This window comes from Streptomyces sp. NPDC055955, assembly GCF_042270245.1.
Taxonomy (GTDB): Bacteria; Actinomycetota; Actinomycetes; order Streptomycetales; family Streptomycetaceae; genus Streptomyces.
Genome location: NZ_JBHJYS010000002.1, coordinates 416,279 through 436,287, shown reverse-complemented (window position 1 = coordinate 436,287; position 20,009 = coordinate 416,279). Strand labels below are relative to the sequence as shown.

The window sequence follows — 20,009 nt, the reverse complement described above, 5'->3', positions numbered from 1 at the left end:
CGACACCGCGTGCACGCCGTTCCCCCGAATGGCTTACCGTGTGGGCCGTGGACAGTCAGGGGAAGCATGCGGTTCGGCTGCGCCTGATGGGGGCCGCGGCGCTCGCCGCCGTATCGGGATCGGTGGGTTCGTGGGCGTATCTGCGGGCCGGCGGGTCCGCGGGCGACGTGGTGCGGGATCTCGCCGTGGGCTGGGCGTACGCGGCCGCGGGACTCGTGGCCTGGCGGCGCCGGCCCGCCAACCGGACCGGCCCTTTGATGATCGCCGAGGGCGTCACCTGGTTCCTCGGGAACCTCCAAGGCACCTCCGTACCCGCCCTGTTCGCGTTCGGCGCCTGGTGGGAGGCGCTGAACATGACGATCCTGCTGCACCTCATCCTCTGCTTCCCCGAGGGCCGCCTCACCACCGTCCTGACCCGGCGTCTGGTCCAGTTCGCCTACGGTCTCGTCGCGGTCGGCGGCCTGGTGCGCACGCTCCTGTTCGACCCGGCACGGGCCACCGGCGCCACCTACCTCGACTGCGCCGGCTGCGGCCCGAACGCCCTGTTCATCCCCGGCACCCACGATCTCTTCGGCCCTGTCGACACCGTGTACCACGCGCTCGGCTGGGTCGTCTCCGCCGTCGCCGCGGTCGCCGTCGTGCAACGCTGGCGGCACGCGTCCGCCGCCCGCAGGCAGGCGCTGCTCCCGGCGTGGGTCGGCATCGGCGTCGCCGTCGTGTTCCTGATGTGGGACATGCTCTTCTACGTCGTGCCGTGGTTCGGCGAGACCGGCGGGACCGGCGAACAGGCCGTCTATCTCCTGTCCGACCTCGCCCAGGTCGCGGTGCCGTTCGCGTTCCTCGCCGGACTGCTGCGCATGCATCTCCAGCGCGCCGAGGTCAGCGGCCTCGTCATCGAGGTCGGCACCGACCCCGACCCGGCCCGCCTGCGTGAGGCCCTGGCCCGCGTCCTGGGCGATCCGACGCTGCGGCTCGGCCTGTGGCGCGAGGAGCGGCGCGCCTACGTCGACGGCTCCGGGCGCGAGGTGACGGCGGACGGCACCGGCCGCACCCCCGTCGGAGCCGCGGACGGCCGCCCGCTCGCGCTGCTGCACCACGACCCCGCCCTCATGGACGACCCGGAACTCCTCGCGTCCGTCGCCGCCGCGCTGCGCCTCGCCCTCGAGAACGTCTGGCTGCGCTCCCGCGCCAGGGACGTGAGCACGCGGATCGTGGAAGCCGCCGACTCCGAACGCAAGCGCCTGGAGCGGGATCTGCACGACGGGGCGCAGGCCAGGCTCGTCTTCGCCCTGATGGCCCTGCGACGCGTCGAACGCGGCCTCGCCGACCATCCCGACGAGTCCCTGCGCGCGTCCGTGACCGAGGCCGAGTCCAGCCTCAGGCTCGCCATCGAGGAGCTGCGCGGTCTCGCCCACGGTCTGCACCCGGCGGTCCTCACGCGCGAGGGACTCGGACCCGCGCTGACGGCTCTGGCCAGGGAGGCGACCCTGCCGGTCGTCGTCGCGGCCGAACCCCGGCGCTACGACGCGGTCGTCGAGTCGACCGCCTACTTCACGGTGTGCGAGGCCCTGTCGAACGCGGCCAAACACGCCGGTGCCCGCGCCGTCAGCGTCTCCGCGACGCACCAGGACGGCCGGCTCGTCATCGAGACCGTCGACGACGGAGTCGGGGGAGCGGACAGCGCGCGCGGCAGTGGCCTGCGCGGCCTCGCGGACCGGCTCGCCGCCGTCGACGGAGTGTTGCATGTACACAGTCCCGCCGGTGGCGGGACCAGAATCAGGGCGGAGCTTCCGTGCGGGTGATCGTTGCCGAGGATTCGGCGCTGCTGCGGCAGGGGATCGTACGACTGCTGTCGGACGAGGGGTTCGAAGTGTCCGCGGAGTGCTCCGACACGGGGCCCCTCCTCGCCCTCGTCGCCGAGCACCGTCCGGACGCCGTGCTCCTCGACATCCGCATGCCGCCGACGCACACCGACGAGGGTCTGGTCGCGGCGGCCGCGATCCGCGCAGCGCACCCCGGCACGGGCGTGCTGCTGCTGTCCCAGTACGTCGAGACGACCGACACCGTCAGGGCCCTGGCGGAGCAGCCCGAGGGATTCGGCTATCTCCTCAAGGAGCGCGTCGCCGACATCGACGAACTCGGCGGCGCGCTCAAGCGTGTGGCGTCCGGCGAGACGGTTCTCGACCCGCTCGTCGTGGCCAAACTCATGAACACCCCCCGCCCCACGAGCCCTCTCGACGAACTCACCGGCAGAGAGCGGGACGTGCTGGCGCTGATGGCCGAGGGCCACTCGAACGAGGCGATAGCCCAGCGTCTCGTCATCGGCGGCAAAACGGTGGAGACGCACGTACGGAACATCTTCGGCAAGCTGCGCCTGGAACAGGATCTGCTCGAACACCGGCGCGTGCGCGCGGTGCTGACCTACCTGCGCGCCTGACCCCGCCCGTGCGCGCGGAGTGAAGAGGTCCCGGCTGACCGCTCCGAAGGCGACGTCGTCCCCCGATTTGCCCCCGTGGCTCCCCCGTACGTCGACTGCGGAGCGGTGCCGGTGAACTCAACTCTAGGCAGCCCGCGCGCCCGGGACATCAGGGCCAGCCCTGAGATCCGGAGTAGTTGCTACCGGAACCGGGCGGCGGGGGTCGAAGTGCGAGCTCACCGGGGTGCGCAGCGCCCGACCACCGCACCCGCTCGGTCGATGCAGAGTACATCGACCTGAACGGGTGCGCCCCGCAACACGCGCAAGGCCTCGTCGCGCGCGGTGGCGGCGACCAGGTCGCCGAGCGGCGGCCACAACCGGAGTGCCGCGAGGCCCGTGTTGGCGTCCGCCACTGCCGCCGCGACCTCCGCGCCCGCGCCCGCCCCGGCCGCCAGGCCGGCCAGGAACGACTTGTCGACCTGCGAGCGCGCCGAGTGGAGATCCAGGTGTCCGGCCGCGAGCTTCGACAACTTGGCGAACCCGCCGCAGATCGTCAGCCGGTCGACGGGGTGACGCCGCACGTACTTGAGCACCGCGCCCGCGAAGTCACCCATGTCGAGGAGCGCGTCCTCGGGCAGCCCGAACTCGGCGACCACGGTCTTCTCCGACGTCGACCCGGTACAGCCCGCCACATGCGTGCGCCCGGCGGCGCGCGCCACGTCCACGCCCCGCCGGATCGAGTCGATCCACGCCGAGCAGGAGTACGGCACCACGATGCCCGTCGTGCCCAGGACGGACAGCCCGCCGAGGATCCCGAGCCGCGGATTCCAGGTCGACCGGGCGATCTCCTCACCGTGGTCGACGGACACGGTTATCTCGACGTCGGCGCTCCCGCCGTGGCGCTCGGCGACAGCCGCGACGTGGTCCCGCATCATCTGCCGCGGCACGGGGTTGATCGCCGGTTCCCCGACGGCGAGGGGCAGCCCCGGACGGGTCACCGTGCCGACGCCCGGCCCGGCCCGGAACACGACGCCGGACCCGGTCGGCAGCAGCCGCACCGACGCCCGCACCAGCGCCCCGTGCGTGACGTCCGGGTCGTCGCCCGCGTCCTTCACGATGCCCGCCATGGCGTGCTCACGGGTCAGCTCCTCGGCCGCCAGCGCGAACGCGGGTGTCTGCCCCTTCGGCAGCGTGATGGTCACCGGGTCGGGGAAGTCGCCGGTCAGGAGCGCGGTGTACGCGGCCGTGGCCGCCCCCGTCGCACACGCGCCGGTCGTCCAGCCGGGCCGCAGGCCGGTGTGCTTGAGTTGGGCGCCGCGTCCGCCCTTGGCGCCGCCCGCCTCACCCATGAAGGGACCACGCACCCGTGCACGTACTGATCCTCGGCGGCACGACCGAGGCCCGCCGCCTCGCGCAGGCCCTGACCGACAGCCACCCCGGGTGGCGCGTGACGAGCTCGCTCGCGGGACGTGTGGCCCGGCCCCTGCTGCCCGCGGGCGAAGTGCGGACGGGCGGTTTCGGGGGAGCCGATGGCCTGGCCCGCGCGCTGCGCGAGCTCCAGGTGGACGCGCTCATCGACGCCACCCATCCTTTCGCCGGGACGATCAGTTTCCACGCGGCGCAGGCCGCCGCCACGGCCCATGTTCCCCTGCTGGCGCTGCGCCGCCCCGGCTGGGTCCCCGTACCGGGCGACGACTGGCACGGCGTCGCTTCGCTGGAGGAGGCCGCGAGGCGTCTGCCGGAGCTGGGCCGACGAGCGTTCCTGACGGTCGGCCGCCTGGGCCTTGCGGCCTTCTCGGGCGTCGGTGACGTGTTCTGCGTCGTGCGCTCGGTGGATGCTCCCGAGCCGCCTCTGCCGCTCCGGTCGGAAGTGCTGCTCGCCCGTGGGCCGTTCACGGTGGAGGGCGAGCGGGCGGTACTGCGGGAGTACGGCATCGATGTACTGGTGACGAAGGACGCCGGGGGAGAGGCGATGGTGGCGAAGCTGGTCGCTGCGCGGGAGGAAGGGATCCCGGTGATCGTTGTGCGGCGGCCGGCGGTACCGGAGGGGGTGGCCGAGGTGGAGTCGGTGGGGGAGGCGGTGACATGGGCGCAGGGCAGCATCAGCCCCTCCGGCGTGTGAGGAGCGGATCCCCAGGACTTCGGGGAGGGGCGGGGTGGGGGGCTACTCAACCTCACAAGCCACGGCATTGACCGCCGCCGCAGCCATGGCGCTGCCCCCCCTGCGCCCCCGCACCACCAGATACTCCAGCCCCAGTTCCCCCGCGTGCTGTGCCAGCGCGTCCTTCGACTCGACCGCGCCCACGAACCCGACCGGAACCCCGATCACGGCGGCGGGCGGCTCGGCGCCCTCGCGCACCAGTTCCAGGAGCCGGAAGAGCGCTGTGGGCGCATTGCCCACGGCGACCACCGCCCCGCCCATCCGCTCCCGCCACAGCTCCAGCGCGGCGGCGGAGCGCGTCGTGCCGAGCCGTTCGGCGAGCGCGGGGACCGACGGGTCCGACAGCGTGCACACCACGTCGTTGTCCGCGGGCAGCCGCTTGCGGGTGATCCCGCTGGCGACCATGGACACGTCGCACAGGACGGGCGCGCCGCCGCGCAGCGCCTCGCGGGCGCGGACCGCGACGTCCGGTGAGTACGCGAGGTCGCCCGCCAGGTCGACCATCCCGCACGCGTGGATCATCCGGACCGCGACCTGGGCCACCTCCGGGGGCAGCCCGCGCAGATCGGCCTCGGCGCGGATCGTGGCGAAGGACCGGCGGTAGATCTCCGCCCCGGACTTCTCGTACTCGAACGCAGTGCTCACGGCGGGGAGCCTATCCAGCGGTACGCACTTCACAGGGTGCGGGGCCCGGGTCTATAGTCCAAAACTAGCAGTGCTAATTAACTTCCCTCAGGAGCCGCACGTGCGTCCCGTCCACTTCGCCGCCGCCCGCCGCACCCCGATCGGAAAGCTGCGCGGGTCCCTGTCCACCGTGCGCCCGGACGACCTCGCGGCCGGCGTCATCCGCGGTCTGCTTGCCGGTGTGCCGGAGCTCGACCCGGCCCGGATCGACGACGTCTACTGGGGCGCCGCGAACCAGGCCGGCGAGGACAACCGCAACATCGCGCGCATGGCCGCCCTCCTCGCGGGCCTGCCCGAGTCCGTCCCCGGCGCGACCGTGAACCGCCTGTGCGCCTCCGGGCTCGAAGCCGTCACCGCCGCCGCCCGCACCATCGCCTCCGGCGAGGCCGACGTCGTCCTCGCCGGAGGCTCCGAGTCGATGAGCCGCGCCCCCTTCGTGCTCCAGCGCCCCGACGAGGCGCTCCCGCACAAGATGGAGACGTACGACACACGCCTGGGCTGGCGACTGGTCAACCCGAAGATGAAGGAGCTGCACGGCGTCCTCGCCATGGGGGAGACCGCCGAGGAGGTCGCCGAGCGCTACGACGTGCCGCGCGAGCGCCAGGACGCCTTCGCGCTGCGCAGCCACCACAACGCCGCCGAGGCCCGCAAGAACGGCCTCTTCGACGCCGAGATCCTCCCCGTCACGCGCCCGGACGGCGTCGTCGTCGAGCAGGACGAGTGCATCCGCCCCGACACCTCCCTGGAGAAGCTGGGCACCCTCAAGCCGGTCTTCCGCAAGGGCGGCACCGTCACCGCGGGCAACGCCTCACCCATGAACGACGGCGCCGCGGGCCTGCTCCTGGTCAGCGAGGACGCCCTGCACGACCTCGGCCTCGAATCCCTCGGCCGGTACGTCGCCGGGGCCTCGGCCGGTGTGCACCCCGACGTCATGGGCATCGGCCCCGTCCCCGCCACGCGGAAGGCCCTCGCCCGCGTCGGCTGGTCCGTCGGCGACATCCAGGAGGCGGAGTTCAACGAGGCGTTCGCCGCGCAGGCCCTCGCGTGCGTCGACGCGCTCGGCATCGACCCCGAGCTGGTGAACCCGACGGGCGGCGCCATCGCGCTCGGTCACCCGCTCGGCTGCTCCGGCGCCCGCATCCTCACCACCCTCCTCCACCGCATGCGCCGCACCCGCGGCTCGCGCGGCCTCGCCACCATGTGCGTCGGCGTCGGCCAGGGCTCCGCCGTCCTCGTCGAGCGCGCCTGAACTCCCGCACAGCGTAAGGAACTCGAAGAAGGTGAGCAGCAGGTTCACCGGCCGCGCGGCCGTCGTGGACCTCACGGCAGAGCGTGCCGAGGCCACCGTCGAGGCGATCTGCTCCAAGGGCGGGCAGGCGTCGTACGGCTGCAACGCCACAGACCAGTACCCGGTCGAGGCCAGCTTCGCATGCGTCGACGACGAACTCGGCGGACTGCACATCCTCGTCAACAACGCGGGCGTCACCCGCGACGGCATGTTCTGCAAGATGCCGAGGCCCGATGCCGGTCAGATCGCGGGGTCGTCCAAGGAGCACCTGGGCCGCCACAAGTACCGTTCCTGGAGGCTGAGTGGGAGCGTGTCCTGTGGCCAGGGCTGCTGCTCAGCCGCGTGCTCCGAACGGTCTTGGGCACGCTGGTCGCCCGCTTTCGTGCCACTGCCGGGCGGCACGCCTCTGGTGCGTGGTCCGGGCGGGTGGGGGCGGGGTTCCTCACGCTGTCGGGACTCCGGTCTGGCCTGGACGGTCCGATGCCCGTACTCATCGCTCTGGTGGGTACGGGGCGGTGCCGTCCGTCGCCTGATCGGATGCCCGAGGGCGCGTCGCCCGATCGCGATGCTTGCCGCATCGTGCCGGGTGGTCTTGCGGGTGGGTGCGGTCAGCGGCTGTTGCCAATGCTGGGCGCCCCACCGGGAGGTGTAGGCCGGATCCACCGCGACGACGGCGATGTCCAGCTCGGCGGCCATGGATACTAGGCGGGCCTTCAGCTTCGCGGTGGGAAAGCGGGAGATGAGACGGCGGAAGCGCTTATTGCGGCCGTGCTTCTCACGGGACTTGCCGTCGGTGAAGTCCAGGTCCTCGATGGCGATCGCGGCAGCTCCACAGCGGCGGGCGTGGTGCAGCAGCCCGGTCAGCGCGTGCCGGATCTGGGCGTCCCGGTGCGCAGCGGTGCCCGACAGGTCGTAGAAGAAGCGCCGGGGTTCGCCGACCGGGTTGCCGTGGGTGTCGAGGTGCCAGGCGGCAAGGTGGTCGTCGTTCATGTCCACCCCGACCACACCCCGTGCCAGGGCTGCCCGCAACGACAGGACCGGAACGGCGGCGCGTTGCCAGGACGCGGTCACATACCAGCGCCCGCATACTTGGTCGTGGTGGAGGCGGTAGGCCACAGCCCGGTTCGCGGTGATGCGGTCCAGCCACTCCGGGCCCCGGTGCTTGAAGGCCACCGTGGCATCCAGGACGTAGCGGCCGTGTGGGGCGTTGGCCAGGTGAGCGAGGGCGGCCGGGAGCCTGATCGAGGTTTCTCCGGTGTCGGTGATGCGGATCGTTTCGTTGCCGAAGCGTTTACCGGACTCACCGTCGGCGGCCAGGAACATTCGCGCCGCCTGCCACCGCTCCCGCCAGGTTCGCTCGTCCAGCCCGGCCTCATCCAGATGGTGACGCAGGTGGGCGAGGCGTTTGCCGCCGCGCACCACGTGCACCCGGCCCGCCGCCCAGTCCGCCTCCACGCGGGCCAACCGGTCTTTGAGCGCGTGCAGGCGACGGGACTTGGCGTGCCACTCGGATCGTGACCCATATCCGCGCGCCAGACCCTCATGCTTGCTCGACTTCGCACCCAGCGGCCGGGCCATGCGTGCCTCGATCTGCCCGATCTGACCCCGCAGCCATGCCATCTCCGCCAGCTGGCCGCGCCTTGCCAGCGCCCACTGGTCGTGCGTGGCCTTGGTGATGCTGCCCGCCCACCGCGCGGATGAGGCCCCTGTGAGCTCCCGCTTGCGGGCCGCCCACCCGGCTCCGTCGTGCGACAGTCCCTGCCGGGAACGGATCGCGAGATCCCCTGCGGCCAGCGAACCGAGGAACACACCGACCTCTCGCAGCACCTCCGCATCCCGATCCGAGATCCGTAGGCGGTCCCGGATGGCCACCCCCGAGGGGCCCGGCACCACGAACGACGCCTTCAACTCCCGCTGCTCGCCCACCTGGTCACCCCTTCAGCGCCGTGTTGAAGATCCCGACACTCCAATCAACGAACCCCGCCCGCAAAGGTCACCCATTCGACCCAAGAACATCCGTGCTCCCCCCGAGGAAATCCCCCGCACCACACAGCTGGGCCATCGGCGCCGCGTTACTCACACACCTTCGAAAGCAGCCCAGCGCATGCAGTTCCCAACCCCCGCCGCCCCGGGGACGCCGTCCCAGCATGCGGCGCCCCCTGCCGCCGACCGGATAGATGGGTCTAGCATCTGTCCCCGGTATGTACTCCATAACCCTCTGGGAATTCGCCGCGCTCGCCGCCGCGGCCGTGCTCGTCGGATTCTCGAAAACGGCCGTCAGCGGCGCCAACACGGTCAGCCTCGCCATCTTCGCGGCGGTCCTGCCCGCCCGTGAGTCCACCGGCATCCTGCTGCCCGTCCTCATCGCCGGCGACGTCCTCGCCGTCCTGACCTACCGCAGACACGCGCACTGGCCCACCCTGTGGCGCCTCTTCCCGGCCGTGGCCGCGGGAGTGGTGCTCGGCACGCTCTTCATGGTGTGGGCCGACGACGCCATGGTGCGTACCTCGATCGGGGCGATCCTGCTGCTGATGGCCGCCGTCACGGTGTGGCGCAGACGCCGGGAGGACGCTCCGGACGTCGAGGAGACCGCGAGCCGCGCCGGCCGCGCCAAGGCACGCTCCTACGGCGTGCTGGGCGGCTTCACCACCATGGTCGCCAACGCCGGCGGGCCCGTCATGTCGATGTACCTGCTGTCGGCGGGCTTCCGCAAGCTCGGCTTCCTCGGCACCTCCGCGTGGTTCTTCCTCATCGTCAACTCGGCCAAGGTGCCCTTCAGCGTGGGCCTCGGCCTGATCAACGGGCGCTCGCTGCTCCTCGACGCGGCCCTCGTCCTGTTCGTCGTACCCGGCGCCTTCCTCGGCAAGGCCTGCGTGCACCGCATCAACCAGCGCCTCTTCGAACGGCTCGTGATCGCGGCGACGGTGGTCGGCGGGGTGCAGCTCCTGCTGCGCTGAGCCACCGTCACGAAGCGGCGAGGACCTTTTCCGGGCCGCGGGACGGCAGGCCGTGCTCCAGGTCCTCGACGAGCAGCCGCTTCGCGATCGCGTCCACGGCGGCCCGCAGGTCCTTGCCCGGCGGCTTGCCGAGGTCGGCCTCCACCTGCCGGCTCAGCCACGCTCCCCAGGCGCGACCGATCACGTCCGCCTCGCGCCGCCCGGCCGCCGTGTGCGAGAAGTAGTAGCCGGTGTGCGTCAGATAGCCCTCCTCGACCATGCGGTCGAAGACGGGCACGAGCACCTCGGGCGGCAGACGGCGGCGGGCCGCGATCATGCCGAGGCTCGCGTGCCCCACCATCCGCGTGAAGAACTCCACCTGCATCACGGCCCACGCGCCCGCGGTGTCGAGCCGCGTGTCCGACTCGTCCAGGATGCGCCGGGCGGTCTCCAGATCCGCCGACTTGACGATGTTCCCGACGGCCCGCTCGAGCAGGATCGCCGAGTCCCCGCCCTGCGGCGACGCGAAGCCCTCGCCCATGTCGGACGACCCCGACCGCGCGCTGTCCCGCAGCTGGACCTGCTTCAGGAACAGAGCCACGACGAAGCCGAGCAGCGCGACCGGGACCGTCCAGAGGAACACGGTGTGCAGCGTGTCGGCGTACGCCTCCACGACCGGCTGACGCGCCGGGGCGGGCAGCCGGTGCAGCCCCTCCGGACTCTGCGCCGCCTTGGCGATCACCACCGGCGGCGCGGCCCCGCTCGCCGCCGCCGCAGCGACCCCGTCGGCGAGGTTCGTCTTGAGCGCGTTGGCGTAGATGGTGCCGAACACGGCCGTACCGAAGGAGCTGCCGAGCGTACGGAAGAAGGTGACGCCCGAGGTGGCCGTGCCCAGATCCGCGTACTCGACGGTGTTCTGCACGGCGATCGTCAGAACCTGCATGCACAGGCCGATGCCGACACCGAGCACGAACATGTACAGCGACTCGAGCCACGCGCTCGTCGAACTGTCCATCAGCGACAACAAGTACAGCCCCACCGCCATGACCAGGGAGCCCACGATGGGGAACAGTCGGTAGTGGCCCGTCTTGCTGACGACGTTGCCGCTGAACACGGACGCGAGGAGCAGACCGATCACCATCGGCAGGGTGCGGACCCCGGAGACCGTGGCCGAGTCACCGTCGACGTACTGGAGGTAGGTGGGCAGGAACGTCATCGCGCCCAGCATCGCGAAACCCACGATGAAGCTGAGCACGGAGCACACCGTGAACACCGGATTGCCGAACAGCCGCATCGGCAGCATGGGTTCCTCGGCGCGGGTCTCCACCCAGCAGAACCCGGCGAGCGCGACGAGGCCCCCCGCGAACAGCCCGATGATGGTGCCCGAACCCCACGCGAACTGGTTCCCGCCCCAGCTCGTCGCCAGGATCAGCGCGCTCGCCCCGACCGCGACGAGCGCGATGCCGAGGTAGTCGATGACGGGACGGACCGCGGACTTCACGACGGGGATCGTGCGGGCCGCGGCGATCACGACGAGGATCGCGATCGGTACGTTGACATAGAACGCCCAGCGCCAGGTGAGGTGGTCCGTGAACAGGCCGCCCAGCAGCGGACCGATCACGGTCGCGACCCCGAAGACGGCACCGATGGCACCCTGGTACTTGCCCCGCTCGCGCAGCGGGATGACATCGGCGATCAGCGCCATCGCCGTCACCATCAGCCCACCCGCGCCGATGCCCTGCACCGCGCGCCACGCGATGAGCAGCGTCATGTTCGTGGCGAGTCCGCACAGGAACGAACCGGTGATGAAGACGATCGCCGAGACCTGGAAGACCACCTTGCGCCCGAACAGGTCACCGAACTTGCCGACCAGCACCGTGGCGACGGTCTCCGCGAGGAGGTACGCCGTCACGACCCACGACATGTGCGCGGCGCCCCCGAGATCCGACACGATCGTCGGCAGCGCCGTGCCGACGATCGTCTGGTCGAGCGCGGCCAGCAGCATGCCCAGCATGATCGTCACGAAGACGACGTTGCGGCGCCGCCGGTCCAGTACGGGCGGCTGCGCCGGGGGCTGCACGGTCTCCGTTGCGGTGGTCACCCGTCCAGCCTCACATCGCGGGCGGCCCGGCGCGTGGTCCTGCGGAGCCCTATGGGTGACGGACGCTGCGTCGGTGCCGGGCGGGGTTTTGCGGGGCTGCCGCCCCGCGCCCCGCTGTCCGGGGACGCGGGGGCGGGATTCTCGCCGCGGGTGGTGGGGGCAGGGTGCGCAGTTCCCCGCGCCCCTCGTGGGGAGCCTGGGCGAGGTACTGCAGGACCTATGGGCGGAGGCGCGGGGCGTTCGTCGCCGCGTCCAGGGTGGGAGCGTGGGTCTCCACCTTCTCGGCCAGCGTTGTCGCCCACGTCTCCAGCGATGACACATCCATCCCGTAGGGAGTGGGACGGGCGGTGGCCTCACGCCACGTGGTGAGGCCCGCCGCGCCGCGGCGCAGGAGACGAGCGCCGCCCGCTGTGTTGCCGCGTGCCGCGTGCGTCAGGCCCACCGCCAGCTGCGCCAGCGCGCGCCACAGGCCCCGCTCTTCGTCCGGACCCGACTTCCACGCGTCCTCGAACACCTCGTGCGCGTGGAAGGGCCGGCCCGCGTCGAGCAGCGCCTGCGCCTCCGTGACCGTCTCCTCGGGGGCCCGCACCACCCCCTCCGGCTGCCGGGCGACCCCCTCCGCGCCGTACGGCAGCGGACGGCCGAGGCCGTCGCGGGGGCGCGCGTTCCTCGCCCGCCCCTCCTCGTCACGGTCGCGGTCCCGGCCCCTGGTCACGTCACTCATGCCTCGATTGTCCCGCGCCGGCGCCCGGCAGTCCCGCCGCGGCCCGCGGCCTCTCCCACCGGCTACGAACCACCCCTGAGCTTGGGGTATTGTTCTTTCTGCGCCGCCAAGCGGAACACCCGCCGGGGGCGCAACCGGGACGTGGCGCAGCTTGGTAGCGCACTTGACTGGGGGTCAAGGGGTCGCAGGTTCAAATCCTGTCGTCCCGACGGTTAGCAGTTTGCATGGCAGGCCAACGGCCGGTTCGAGGTTCTCGAACCGGCCGTTGACTGTTTTGAGCAGCCGAGAGCATGCGTGGCCCGGGATGTCCCGGCCTGGTGGACCACCCCGCGGTCAACCTCCGCCTCGGGAACTGGGTCCTCCTCGATGTGCTCTTCGGCCCCTACTTCTCTGATCCCGATTACTGACGCTCCGGATCCGACCGCCAGGCATGGCCGGCTCCGGGGCATCGAGTTTGTGATGGTCCGCGAGGGCAAGAGGACAGCCCACACACGGGTGCGTGCCCGCGGCCCGGCGCGTGACGCGCCCAAGCCGGCCACGGGACCGTTTCCGGGCGCCGGTCCGCCTTCCCCTTCCGATGGCGACGCCGGCACTGGCACAGAGGTTTCCCCAGGGCGTACCCGCAGTCCACGTTCTCCTAGGTGGGCATCACCAGCACCGCCCGCCCCCGAATCTGCCCCCGGCGAAGCCGGTCGACGGCGTCCGGCGCCGAGGGCAGCGGGAGCTGCTCCGTCTCCACGCGCAGGGCGCCGGAACGCGCGAGGGCGATGACCTCGGTCAGTTCCTGGCGGGTGCCCCAGAAGGGGAGTGAGAGGCGGACGCCCGGAGGCAGGAACCCGGGCTTGCGGACCGTGAGTCGACCTCCGCCGCTGCCCACGATCGCCAATTCGCCCCCGGGCCGCAGGACTTCGGTGGCGAGGTCGAGCGTGGGCTGTGCCCCCGCGAAGTCGAGCACGGCGTCCACGCCGACTCCGCCGGTCGCCTTCCGCAGGGCGGCGGCGGTGTCGGCGTCCATCGGGATGCTCTGATGCGCGCCGGAGCGGGCCGCGAGGGCGAGGGCCTCGGGGCGCAGGTCGACGGCGAGTACGCGGCTCGGGGTGGTCGCCCGCAGGATCTGGACGGCGAGGTGTCCGAGGCCGCCGACGCCGACGACCACCGCGGTGCTGCCCTTGCCGAGTGCCTGCCGCACACCGGCGACGGCGTGATAGGAGGTCAGACCGGCGTCGGAGAGCGGCGCTGCCTGATCGGCCGGGAGGTCGCCGATCGGCACCAGATGGCGGGCGGAGGGGACGAGTACGTACTCGGCCATGCCTCCGTCGCGGCCGAGTCCCGCCCCGTGCCAGCCGAGGGTGTCGCGCCGGTCGCAGTGGTTGTCCTGTCCGGCGGCGCAGCGCGTGCAACTCCCGCATCCCCAGGGGCCGTAGACCACGACACGTTCGCCCGGCCCCGGTCCGCCGTCCGCGCCGGGCCCGAGGGCGGCGACCTGCCCGGCGATCTCGTGGCCGAGTGTGAACGGCGGCCGGTAGGGGAGTGCCCCTGGGGTCGCGTCGAGGACGTGGAGGTCGGAGTGGCAGAGTCCTGCGGCCTCCACGCGTACCAGGACTTCTCCCGGGCCTGGCACCGGCTGGTCGAGGTCGGTGAGTTCCGGTTCCTGTCCCCAGTCCTTCAGTCGCAGCGCCTTCATCTTCACGGTTTCACCGTCCGGGGTCTTGTCAGTGCGGCGGCCGTGACGATAACAGATATGAAGTCAGTTCAATATCGGTCGTGGTCGACCACGCGAAGGGCTGGAACATGAGTGAGCGTACGCGGCAGGGGCGACAGGGGCGGTTCGCGGACAAGGTCGCCTTGGTGACGGGGGCCGGATCGGGCATGGGGGCCGCCGTCGCGCGGGAGTTGGCGGCAGAGGGGGCGGCGCGCGTGGTGCTCGCCGATCTGAACGGCGAGGCGGCCAAGGCCGTGGCCGCCGAACTGCCCGACGGGCGGGCGGTCGCGGTCGCGCTCGACGTGGCGGACGCGGCGGCGGTCGAAGGTGCCGTCGCCGACGTGGTGCGCGAGCACGGCCGGCTCGACGTGGTCGTGCACGCCGCCGGCGTCGACGACCCGGAAGCCAAGCGGCTCATCGCGGACGCGCTGGTCGAGGGGCGGCCGCCGGAGGTCACCGACCGGCTGGACGACGCTTCCTGGAGGCGCGTCATGCGGGTCAATCTCGACGGCACGTTCCACGTGCTACGCGCGGCGGTGCGCGTGATGCGCCCGGCCGGTGCCGGCGCGATCGTCGTCATCGGCTCCTCGTCGGCCTTCGACACTCCGGTCGGCTACCCCCACTACTGCGCCTCGAAGGCCGGTGTGCACGCCCTCAGTCAGGCCGTTGCCAAGGAGGTCATCGCCTCCGGGATCCGGGTCAACGTGGTCGCGCCCGGCCCGACGGAGACCGGCATGGCCGCACGGACACCCGCCGCGCTGCGCAGCGGCTTCGCCGATCCGCGGGTGCGCCCCTACGCGACGCCCGGGGAGATCGCCGACATCGCTCTGTTCCTGGCGAGCGACGCCGCGGCGAACCTGGTCGGAGCGGTGCTGCTCGCCAATGGGGGCCGTTTCACGGCCTGATCCGGGTCCTGATCCGCGGCCTGAATCGCTGCTCGATGCGCAGCCTGGTCGGCTTCGCGGCAAATCAACTCGTGCACGGGTATTGCCCGAGCGGAGCTCGGTGTCTACGGTCCATGAATTGAGTTCAGTTCGTAATTTTGATCGGTGATGCCGAGGCGCCGGACCCGGGCGTACGGCACGAGGAGACGGTCGACGTGGATCAGTTCTTGCTCGTCCTGGTGAGCGGTCTCGCCAGTGGCGCTGTGTACGGCCTGATGGGGCTCGGCCTGGTGATCATTTACCGGGCCACGGACGTGGTGAACTTCGCCCTCGCCAGCCTGGCGACGATCGGGCTGTACGCGGCGCTGACCCTGTACGACGAGGGCCTGCCGCTCGTCCTGGCCGCGGGGGCCGCGGTCGTCGTCACCGCCGCGGTCGGTCTCGCCGCCCGGGAGACGGTCATCAGGCCCCTCGCCCATGGGGAGTTGCTCTCGGCCCTTGTGATGACCATGGGCGTCTCCCTCATCGTGGAGAGCGTCATCAGCACGATCTGGAACGACCAGCCACGGCTCTTCCCGAGCCTGGTGGACGGATCGGTCTCGTTCGGCGACGCCGCGATCCCGACACAGAGCCTGCTGACCATCGGTGTGGCAGCCGTCGCCATGACGCTGGTGGCGTACCTCTTCGGGCGCACCACCATCGGCTCCGCGATGCGCGCCGTCGCCGAGTCCGCCGACACCGCGCAGATCCTCGGTCTCGGCTCGCAGCGCATCGCCCGGGTCGCCTGGGCGCTCGGCCTCGGCTTGGGCGCGCTGGCCGCCATCCTGTACGCACCCCGCGCGGGGCTGGCGCCCACGGTGCTCAGCGCCCCGCTCTTCCGCGCCTTCGCCGGGATGTTCCTCGGAGGCCTGACGAGCATGTACGGCGCCGTCATCGGCGGGCTGACGGTCGGCGTGCTCGACAACCTGGCCGCGAGCTACGTATCGGCCGGATACCGGGACACGTTCGTGTTCACGTTCACCATCGTCGTGCTGCTGATCCGCCCGCAAGGGCTGTTCGGCACGCGCGCGTTCCAGAGGGTCTGAGGGAGCGCCCCATGTCCGTGTTCAGCCGTTCCAACCTTCTGAGGGCCGGGTGCGGGCCGCTCGGCGCGGTCCTCCTCATCCTCGTCCTGCACAGCGGCGTCGTCCCGCCCTACCAGGCCTACTCCGTCGGGCTCGCCGCCGTCTACACCGTGCTCGTGCTCTCGGTGAACCTGCTCGCGGGGTGGGCCGGCATCTGGTCGATCGCGCATCCCGCCTTCTTCGCCCTGGGTGCCTACTTCGCCTCGTACGGCAGTACGCACGGCTGGTCCCTGGAGGTCGTCGTACTGGGGGCGGCCGGGTGCGCCGCGGCCTTCGGGGCGTTCCTCGGCGGAGCGGGCGCGCGGTTCTCCATGCTGTATCTGGCCCTGCTGACCCTCGCGTTCACCATGGTGTCGCTGGAAGTGATGGGCCAGTGGACCGACGTCACCGGCGGTGACCAGGGCATTCCGATGGAGAAGCTGCACAGCGCCCTCGGGCTCGGCACGCTCTCCAGCGCCGGCACACAGGCGCAGTACATCGCCGTGGGAGTGGCCGGAGTCGCCCTCGCCGTGGGCGCGCTGGCCCGGCCGAGCGCCCTGCGCATGCGGCTGGTCGCCGCCAAGTCCCATCCGCTGGCCGCCCGTTCGGTCGGGATCGCGCCCGAAGCCCAGTCGGCCCTCGCCTTCGCCGTCAGCGCCGTGTTCGCCGCGCTCGCCGGTGTGCTCCTCGCCCTGGTCGTCGGATTCGTCAGCCCCGACCCGTTCTCGCTGGCCCTGGCGATCTCGCTGATCGCCGCGTGCGTGCTCGGAGGTGCGGGGACGCTGGTCGGCGCGGTGGTCGGCGGCGCGTATCTGACCTGGGCACCCGCCGCCGCCGAGACCGTCGGCGTCGCGCAGCCGATCCTTCAGGGAGTCGTGCTGATCGTGGCTCTGGTGTTCCTGCCAGGCGGCGTCGTACCGTTCCTCGGCCGCGCCCTGCGCCGGCTCTTCGGGCGCGCCACGGCGAAGCCGCCCACCCTCGTCGAAGCGGCCGAGCAGGTGCCGCCGCCCGTGCCCGCCCCCGCGCCGACCGCCCCCGCGCTGCTGCGCGTCGACGACGTGGGCGTCTCGTTCGGCGGCGTGAAGGCACTCGAAGGCGCGTCGATGACCGTACGGGCCGGTGAGACCGTCGCGATCATCGGCCCCAACGGGGCGGGAAAGACAACGCTGCTGAACGTCCTGTCCGGGCTCGTCGGCGGCGGCCGGGTGACCGGCAGCGCACAGTACGCGGGCAAGCCCCTGCTCAAGAGCCGGGCGACGGCGCGGCGCGGGATCGGCATCGGCCGCACCTTCCAGCACGCCGAGACGTTCCCGGAGCTGACCGTCGCCGAGAACATCCTGTGCACCCACCGCCGCGTCACCGCCCACCACCGGGCCAGGGCTGCCGAACTCCTCGAAAGCGTCGGCCTCGCACCCTTCGCGGACCGCCGCCCCGACGAGCTGCCCTTCGGCCTGCACAAGCGAATCGACCTGGCGCGGGCGCTCGCGGAGGAGCCGCGACTGCTGGTCCTGGACGAGCCGTTCGGCGGGCTCGACGCCGGCGAACGCACCCTCCTCGCGCGGGAGATCGTGCGCCAGCAGCAGCGCGGCACCGCCGTCGTCATCATCGACCACGTCCTCGACGACCTGTTCGCCGTGGCCCACCGGGTCGTCGCCTTCGACTTCGGCCGGCCTGTCGGCGAGGGCCTGCCCGGCAGGATCCTGGACGACCCCCGGGTCCGTACCTCGTATCTCGGTGAGGGCGGCGACCGCGTCGAACTCCCGCCCCGCGACGACCTCGCGGCACCTGCCGTACACCTCGAAGGAGTCGACCACTCCTACGGCGGCGTCGCCGCGCTGCGCGGCATCGACCTGACCGTCCCCCAGGGCAGCGTGGTCGGAGTCGTCGGCGCCAACGGCGCGGGCAAGTCCACCCTGGGCCAGATCCTGCACGGCACCCTCGCCCCCACCCACGGCCGCCGCACGGCCGACGGTGACCTGCGCAGCGCGCTCGTGCCCGAGGGCCGGGCCCTGTTCAAGACCCTCTCCCTGAGGGAGAACCTGGAGGTCGCCGCGTACGCCGCGGGCATCAAGGGCGCGGAGTTGCGCGCCCGCCTCGCGCAGACCGGCGCATGGCTGCCGCCGCGGCTGCGCGAACGCATGGGCATGCCCGCCGCCGGCCTGTCCGGCGGCGAGCAGCAGATCCTGGCCCTCGCCCGCGCCCTGATGGCACGGCCCGATCTGCTGATCGTCGACGAGCCGGCCCTCGGCCTCTCCCCGGCGATGGTCACCGAGGTCTACGCCCGCCTCGGCCGGCTCGCGCACGACGGCATGACCGTCGTTCTCCTCGAACAGTCGCTCACCCGCGCCGCGTCGGCCTGTCACGAGGTCGTCGTCCTGCACGACGGCCGCGTCGCAGCCCAGGGTGAGCCCGGCGACCCCGAGTTCCTCGCCCACGCCGAACGGGCCTACTTCGACGGCGAGGAGGGCGCGTCCGTGGCCGCTGTGCAGGGCTGAGTCCGAACGCGTACCGACAGATCCAGATGGAGGAGAACGACCGTGCAAGCACAAGGTGCCGACCTGCCCGTGAGCGCAGCGGAAGGCGTCGATCTGCTCGTCATCGGAGCGGGCATGGCCGGACTGACGGCCGCCGCCCGAGCCGTCGGAGACGGTCTGTCCGTCGCCGTCGTCGAGAGCGCCCCGGACGTGGGCGGATCCGCGCGCTTCGCGGGCTACGCCTGGACCGCCCCCGACCACGCGACGATGGACGCGCACAACCCGCGCGGCGACCGGCCGCTCAAGCGGGCCCTCGTGGACCGGTTCGCCGACGGCATCGACTGGATCCGGTCCATCGGCGTCGAGGCCAAGGACGCCCAGCCCATTCTCGGCTTCGGGCGAGGCCACCAGTTCGACACGAACCATTACGTCGACACCTGCCGCCGGCTGATCACCGAGGGCGCGGGCGAGCTCCTGCTGAACACCGAGACGGAGCACCTCCTCGTCGAGGACGGGGTCGTGACCGGCGCAGACGTGTGCGGCGCCGACGGCGGACGTCGTCGTATCCGCGCCACGACCACCCTCCTCGCCACCGGCGGTTTCCAGGGTGACCCCGAACTGCGCACCGCCCATGTGCACCCACATGCGGACCGGATGCAGCTGCGCTCCAACCCCCACAGCACCGGTGGCGGGTACCGGCTCGCGACGGCGATCGGCGCGGCGACCGGAACTGAGAACGCGGGGTTCTACGGACACCTCGTTCCCAGGGGCATCCCGTTCGCCGACCCGGCCGACTTCGTCGACATGTCGCTCTACTACAGCGAGCACGCTCTCCTGCTCAACCTGCGCGGCGAGCGGTTCGTCGACGAGACGCTCGGCGACCACCTCAGCACCATGGCCCTCCTCGACCAGCCCGAGAGCCGTGGCCTGCTCATCGCGGACGCCCGCGTCTTCCGTGACTGGATCGTCGGCTCGTACGTCGAAGGGGCGGTCGCCGTCGACAAGTTCGCCCTCGCCAGCAAGCGAGGCGGCCGAGTCGGACTCGCCGAGGACCTCGACGAACTCGCCTACCTGCCCGAGGAGTGGGGGTACGACGCGGAGACCGTCCGGGACGCCGTCCGGCGCTTCAACGAACAGGTCGCCACGGAAGCGGGTCCGGCACCGGGCCGCGCACTGGACCGACTCCCGCTCGACGAGGCGCCGTACTACGTCATCGAGACCGTGCCCGCCATCACGTTCCCCTTCCACGGCCTGCGCATCGACGATCGGGCCCGCGTGCTGGACGGGGACGGAGGCCCGCTGCCGGGGCTCCTCGCAGCCGGGTCAGACACCGGCGGCCTGTGGGACCGCGCGTACGCGGGCGGCATCGCCTCGGCCCTCGTCTTCGGCCTGACGGCGGCGCGGACCGCCGTCGCGGAGGCCCACCCCTGAGTACCCGCATGACGGTGTCGCCCGTCATCAGCCTCGACCACAGCGCCGAGATCGGCCGCGCCCTGCGCACGCGAAATGCACGTCAGTGACCTGTCCCCCCTCGCG

General features: G+C 72.0%; 15 protein-coding genes, 1 tRNA gene and 1 pseudogene. 11 read left to right on the top strand and 6 right to left on the bottom strand.

The genetic code is table 11. The annotated features are described in order from the left end of the window. Positions 1-47 precede the first annotated feature (47 nt). Together ACFC96_RS05240 and ACFC96_RS05235 are read left to right on the top strand one after the other, a co-directional pair. Positions 48-1,802, top strand: a complete 1,755-nt coding sequence (locus ACFC96_RS05240) for a histidine kinase (protein WP_340459387.1) — start codon at positions 48-50, stop codon at positions 1,800-1,802. Beyond that, positions 1,793-2,437 (top strand): response regulator transcription factor, encoded by a 645-nt coding sequence (locus ACFC96_RS05235; RefSeq protein WP_340459386.1) that lies wholly within the window; start codon positions 1,793-1,795, stop codon positions 2,435-2,437. The genes ACFC96_RS05240 and ACFC96_RS05235 overlap by 10 nt, the downstream gene beginning before the upstream one ends. 215 nt (positions 2,438-2,652) lie before the next feature. Here ACFC96_RS05235 and ACFC96_RS05230 read toward each other — a convergent pair whose 3' ends face one another. Continuing rightward, a complete protein-coding gene (locus ACFC96_RS05230; RefSeq protein ID WP_376254779.1) occupies positions 2,653-3,765 on the bottom strand; it encodes a cobalt-precorrin-5B (C(1))-methyltransferase in 1,113 nt (370 codons plus the stop codon). A gap of 17 nt (positions 3,766-3,782) precedes the next feature. Between ACFC96_RS05230 and ACFC96_RS05225 the strand changes: the two genes are divergently transcribed. After that, a complete protein-coding gene (locus tag ACFC96_RS05225) occupies positions 3,783-4,538 on the top strand; it encodes a cobalt-precorrin-6A reductase (RefSeq protein ID WP_376610309.1) in 756 nt (251 codons plus the stop codon). A 42-nt stretch (positions 4,539-4,580) separates the two neighbouring features. On the opposite strand, the gene ACFC96_RS05220 is transcribed toward ACFC96_RS05225, so the two are convergent. Beyond that, a complete protein-coding gene (locus ACFC96_RS05220) occupies positions 4,581-5,222 on the bottom strand; it encodes a precorrin-8X methylmutase (protein WP_340458870.1) in 642 nt (213 codons plus the stop codon). Positions 5,223-5,322: 100 nt separating this feature from the next. Between ACFC96_RS05220 and ACFC96_RS05215 the strand changes: the two genes are divergently transcribed. After that, positions 5,323-6,510, top strand: coding sequence for a thiolase family protein (locus ACFC96_RS05215; protein ID WP_376610307.1), 1,188 nt, complete (start codon positions 5,323-5,325; stop codon positions 6,508-6,510). Positions 6,511-6,541: 31 nt separating this feature from the next. Further along, positions 6,542-6,772 (top strand): annotated as a pseudogene (locus ACFC96_RS05210) (SDR family oxidoreductase); the annotation flags it as partial. A 17-nt stretch (positions 6,773-6,789) separates the two neighbouring features. Here ACFC96_RS05210 and ACFC96_RS05205 read toward each other — a convergent pair. Further along, a complete protein-coding gene (locus tag ACFC96_RS05205) occupies positions 6,790-8,475 on the bottom strand; it encodes an IS200/IS605 family accessory protein TnpB-related protein (RefSeq protein ID WP_376610305.1) in 1,686 nt (561 codons plus the stop codon). 275 nt (positions 8,476-8,750) lie between these two features. On the opposite strand from ACFC96_RS05205, the gene ACFC96_RS05200 reads away from it, so the two are divergent. Further along, entirely contained in the window at positions 8,751-9,506 is a 756-nt protein-coding gene (locus ACFC96_RS05200; RefSeq protein WP_376610303.1) for a sulfite exporter TauE/SafE family protein, read from the top strand. Positions 9,507-9,513: 7 nt separating this feature from the next. On the opposite strand, the gene ACFC96_RS05195 is transcribed toward ACFC96_RS05200, so the two are convergent. Together ACFC96_RS05195 and ACFC96_RS05190 are read right to left on the bottom strand one after the other, a co-directional pair. Beyond that, positions 9,514-11,586 (bottom strand): MDR family MFS transporter, encoded by a 2,073-nt coding sequence (locus tag ACFC96_RS05195; protein ID WP_376610301.1) that lies wholly within the window; start codon positions 11,584-11,586, stop codon positions 9,514-9,516. Positions 11,587-11,803: 217 nt separating this feature from the next. After that, positions 11,804-12,310, bottom strand: coding sequence for a DUF309 domain-containing protein (locus tag ACFC96_RS05190; RefSeq protein WP_376610299.1), 507 nt, complete (start codon positions 12,308-12,310; stop codon positions 11,804-11,806). Between the two features lie 135 nt (positions 12,311-12,445). Between ACFC96_RS05190 and ACFC96_RS05185 the strand changes: the two genes are divergently transcribed. Next, a tRNA-Pro gene (locus ACFC96_RS05185) sits at positions 12,446-12,519 on the top strand. A gap of 428 nt (positions 12,520-12,947) precedes the next feature. Here ACFC96_RS05185 and ACFC96_RS05180 read toward each other — a convergent pair. Further along, a complete protein-coding gene (locus ACFC96_RS05180; RefSeq protein ID WP_376610537.1) occupies positions 12,948-13,994 on the bottom strand; it encodes an NAD(P)-dependent alcohol dehydrogenase in 1,047 nt (348 codons plus the stop codon). 107 nt (positions 13,995-14,101) lie between these two features. On the opposite strand from ACFC96_RS05180, the gene ACFC96_RS05175 reads away from it, so the two are divergent. The 4 genes from ACFC96_RS05175 (at position 14,102) to ACFC96_RS05160 (ending at position 19,904) form a co-directional block, all read left to right on the top strand. Beyond that, positions 14,102-14,917 carry an SDR family NAD(P)-dependent oxidoreductase gene (locus ACFC96_RS05175; RefSeq protein WP_376610297.1) on the top strand — a complete coding sequence of 272 codons (816 nt, stop codon included), beginning with the start codon at positions 14,102-14,104 and terminating at the stop codon, positions 14,915-14,917. A gap of 194 nt (positions 14,918-15,111) precedes the next feature. Next, positions 15,112-15,981 carry a branched-chain amino acid ABC transporter permease gene (locus ACFC96_RS05170; RefSeq protein ID WP_376254754.1) on the top strand — a complete coding sequence of 290 codons (870 nt, stop codon included), beginning with the start codon at positions 15,112-15,114 and terminating at the stop codon, positions 15,979-15,981. Positions 15,982-15,992: 11 nt separating this feature from the next. Then, a complete protein-coding gene (locus ACFC96_RS05165; protein WP_376254751.1) occupies positions 15,993-18,494 on the top strand; it encodes an ATP-binding cassette domain-containing protein in 2,502 nt (833 codons plus the stop codon). A 69-nt stretch (positions 18,495-18,563) separates the two neighbouring features. Then, positions 18,564-19,904 (top strand): FAD-dependent oxidoreductase, encoded by a 1,341-nt coding sequence (locus ACFC96_RS05160; protein ID WP_376254748.1) that lies wholly within the window; start codon positions 18,564-18,566, stop codon positions 19,902-19,904. The last annotated feature ends 105 nt before the right edge of the window (positions 19,905-20,009 follow it).

Excerpts from the sequence above, each read along its gene's own strand:
- ACFC96_RS05175 (WP_376610297.1), top strand. The coding sequence starts at position 14,102 with ATGAGTGAGCGTACGCGGCAGGGGCGACAGGGGCGGTTCGCGGACAAG.
- ACFC96_RS05180 (WP_376610537.1), bottom strand. The coding sequence starts at position 13,994 with ATGAAGGCGCTGCGACTGAAGGACTGGGGACAGGAACCGGAACTCACC.
- ACFC96_RS05190 (WP_376610299.1), bottom strand. The coding sequence starts at position 12,310 with ATGAGTGACGTGACCAGGGGCCGGGACCGCGACCGTGACGAGGAGGGG.
- ACFC96_RS05230 (WP_376254779.1), bottom strand. The coding sequence starts at position 3,765 with ATGGGTGAGGCGGGCGGCGCCAAGGGCGGACGCGGCGCCCAACTCAAG.
- ACFC96_RS05200 (WP_376610303.1), top strand. The coding sequence starts at position 8,751 with ATGTACTCCATAACCCTCTGGGAATTCGCCGCGCTCGCCGCCGCGGCC.
- ACFC96_RS05165 (WP_376254751.1), top strand. The coding sequence starts at position 15,993 with ATGTCCGTGTTCAGCCGTTCCAACCTTCTGAGGGCCGGGTGCGGGCCG.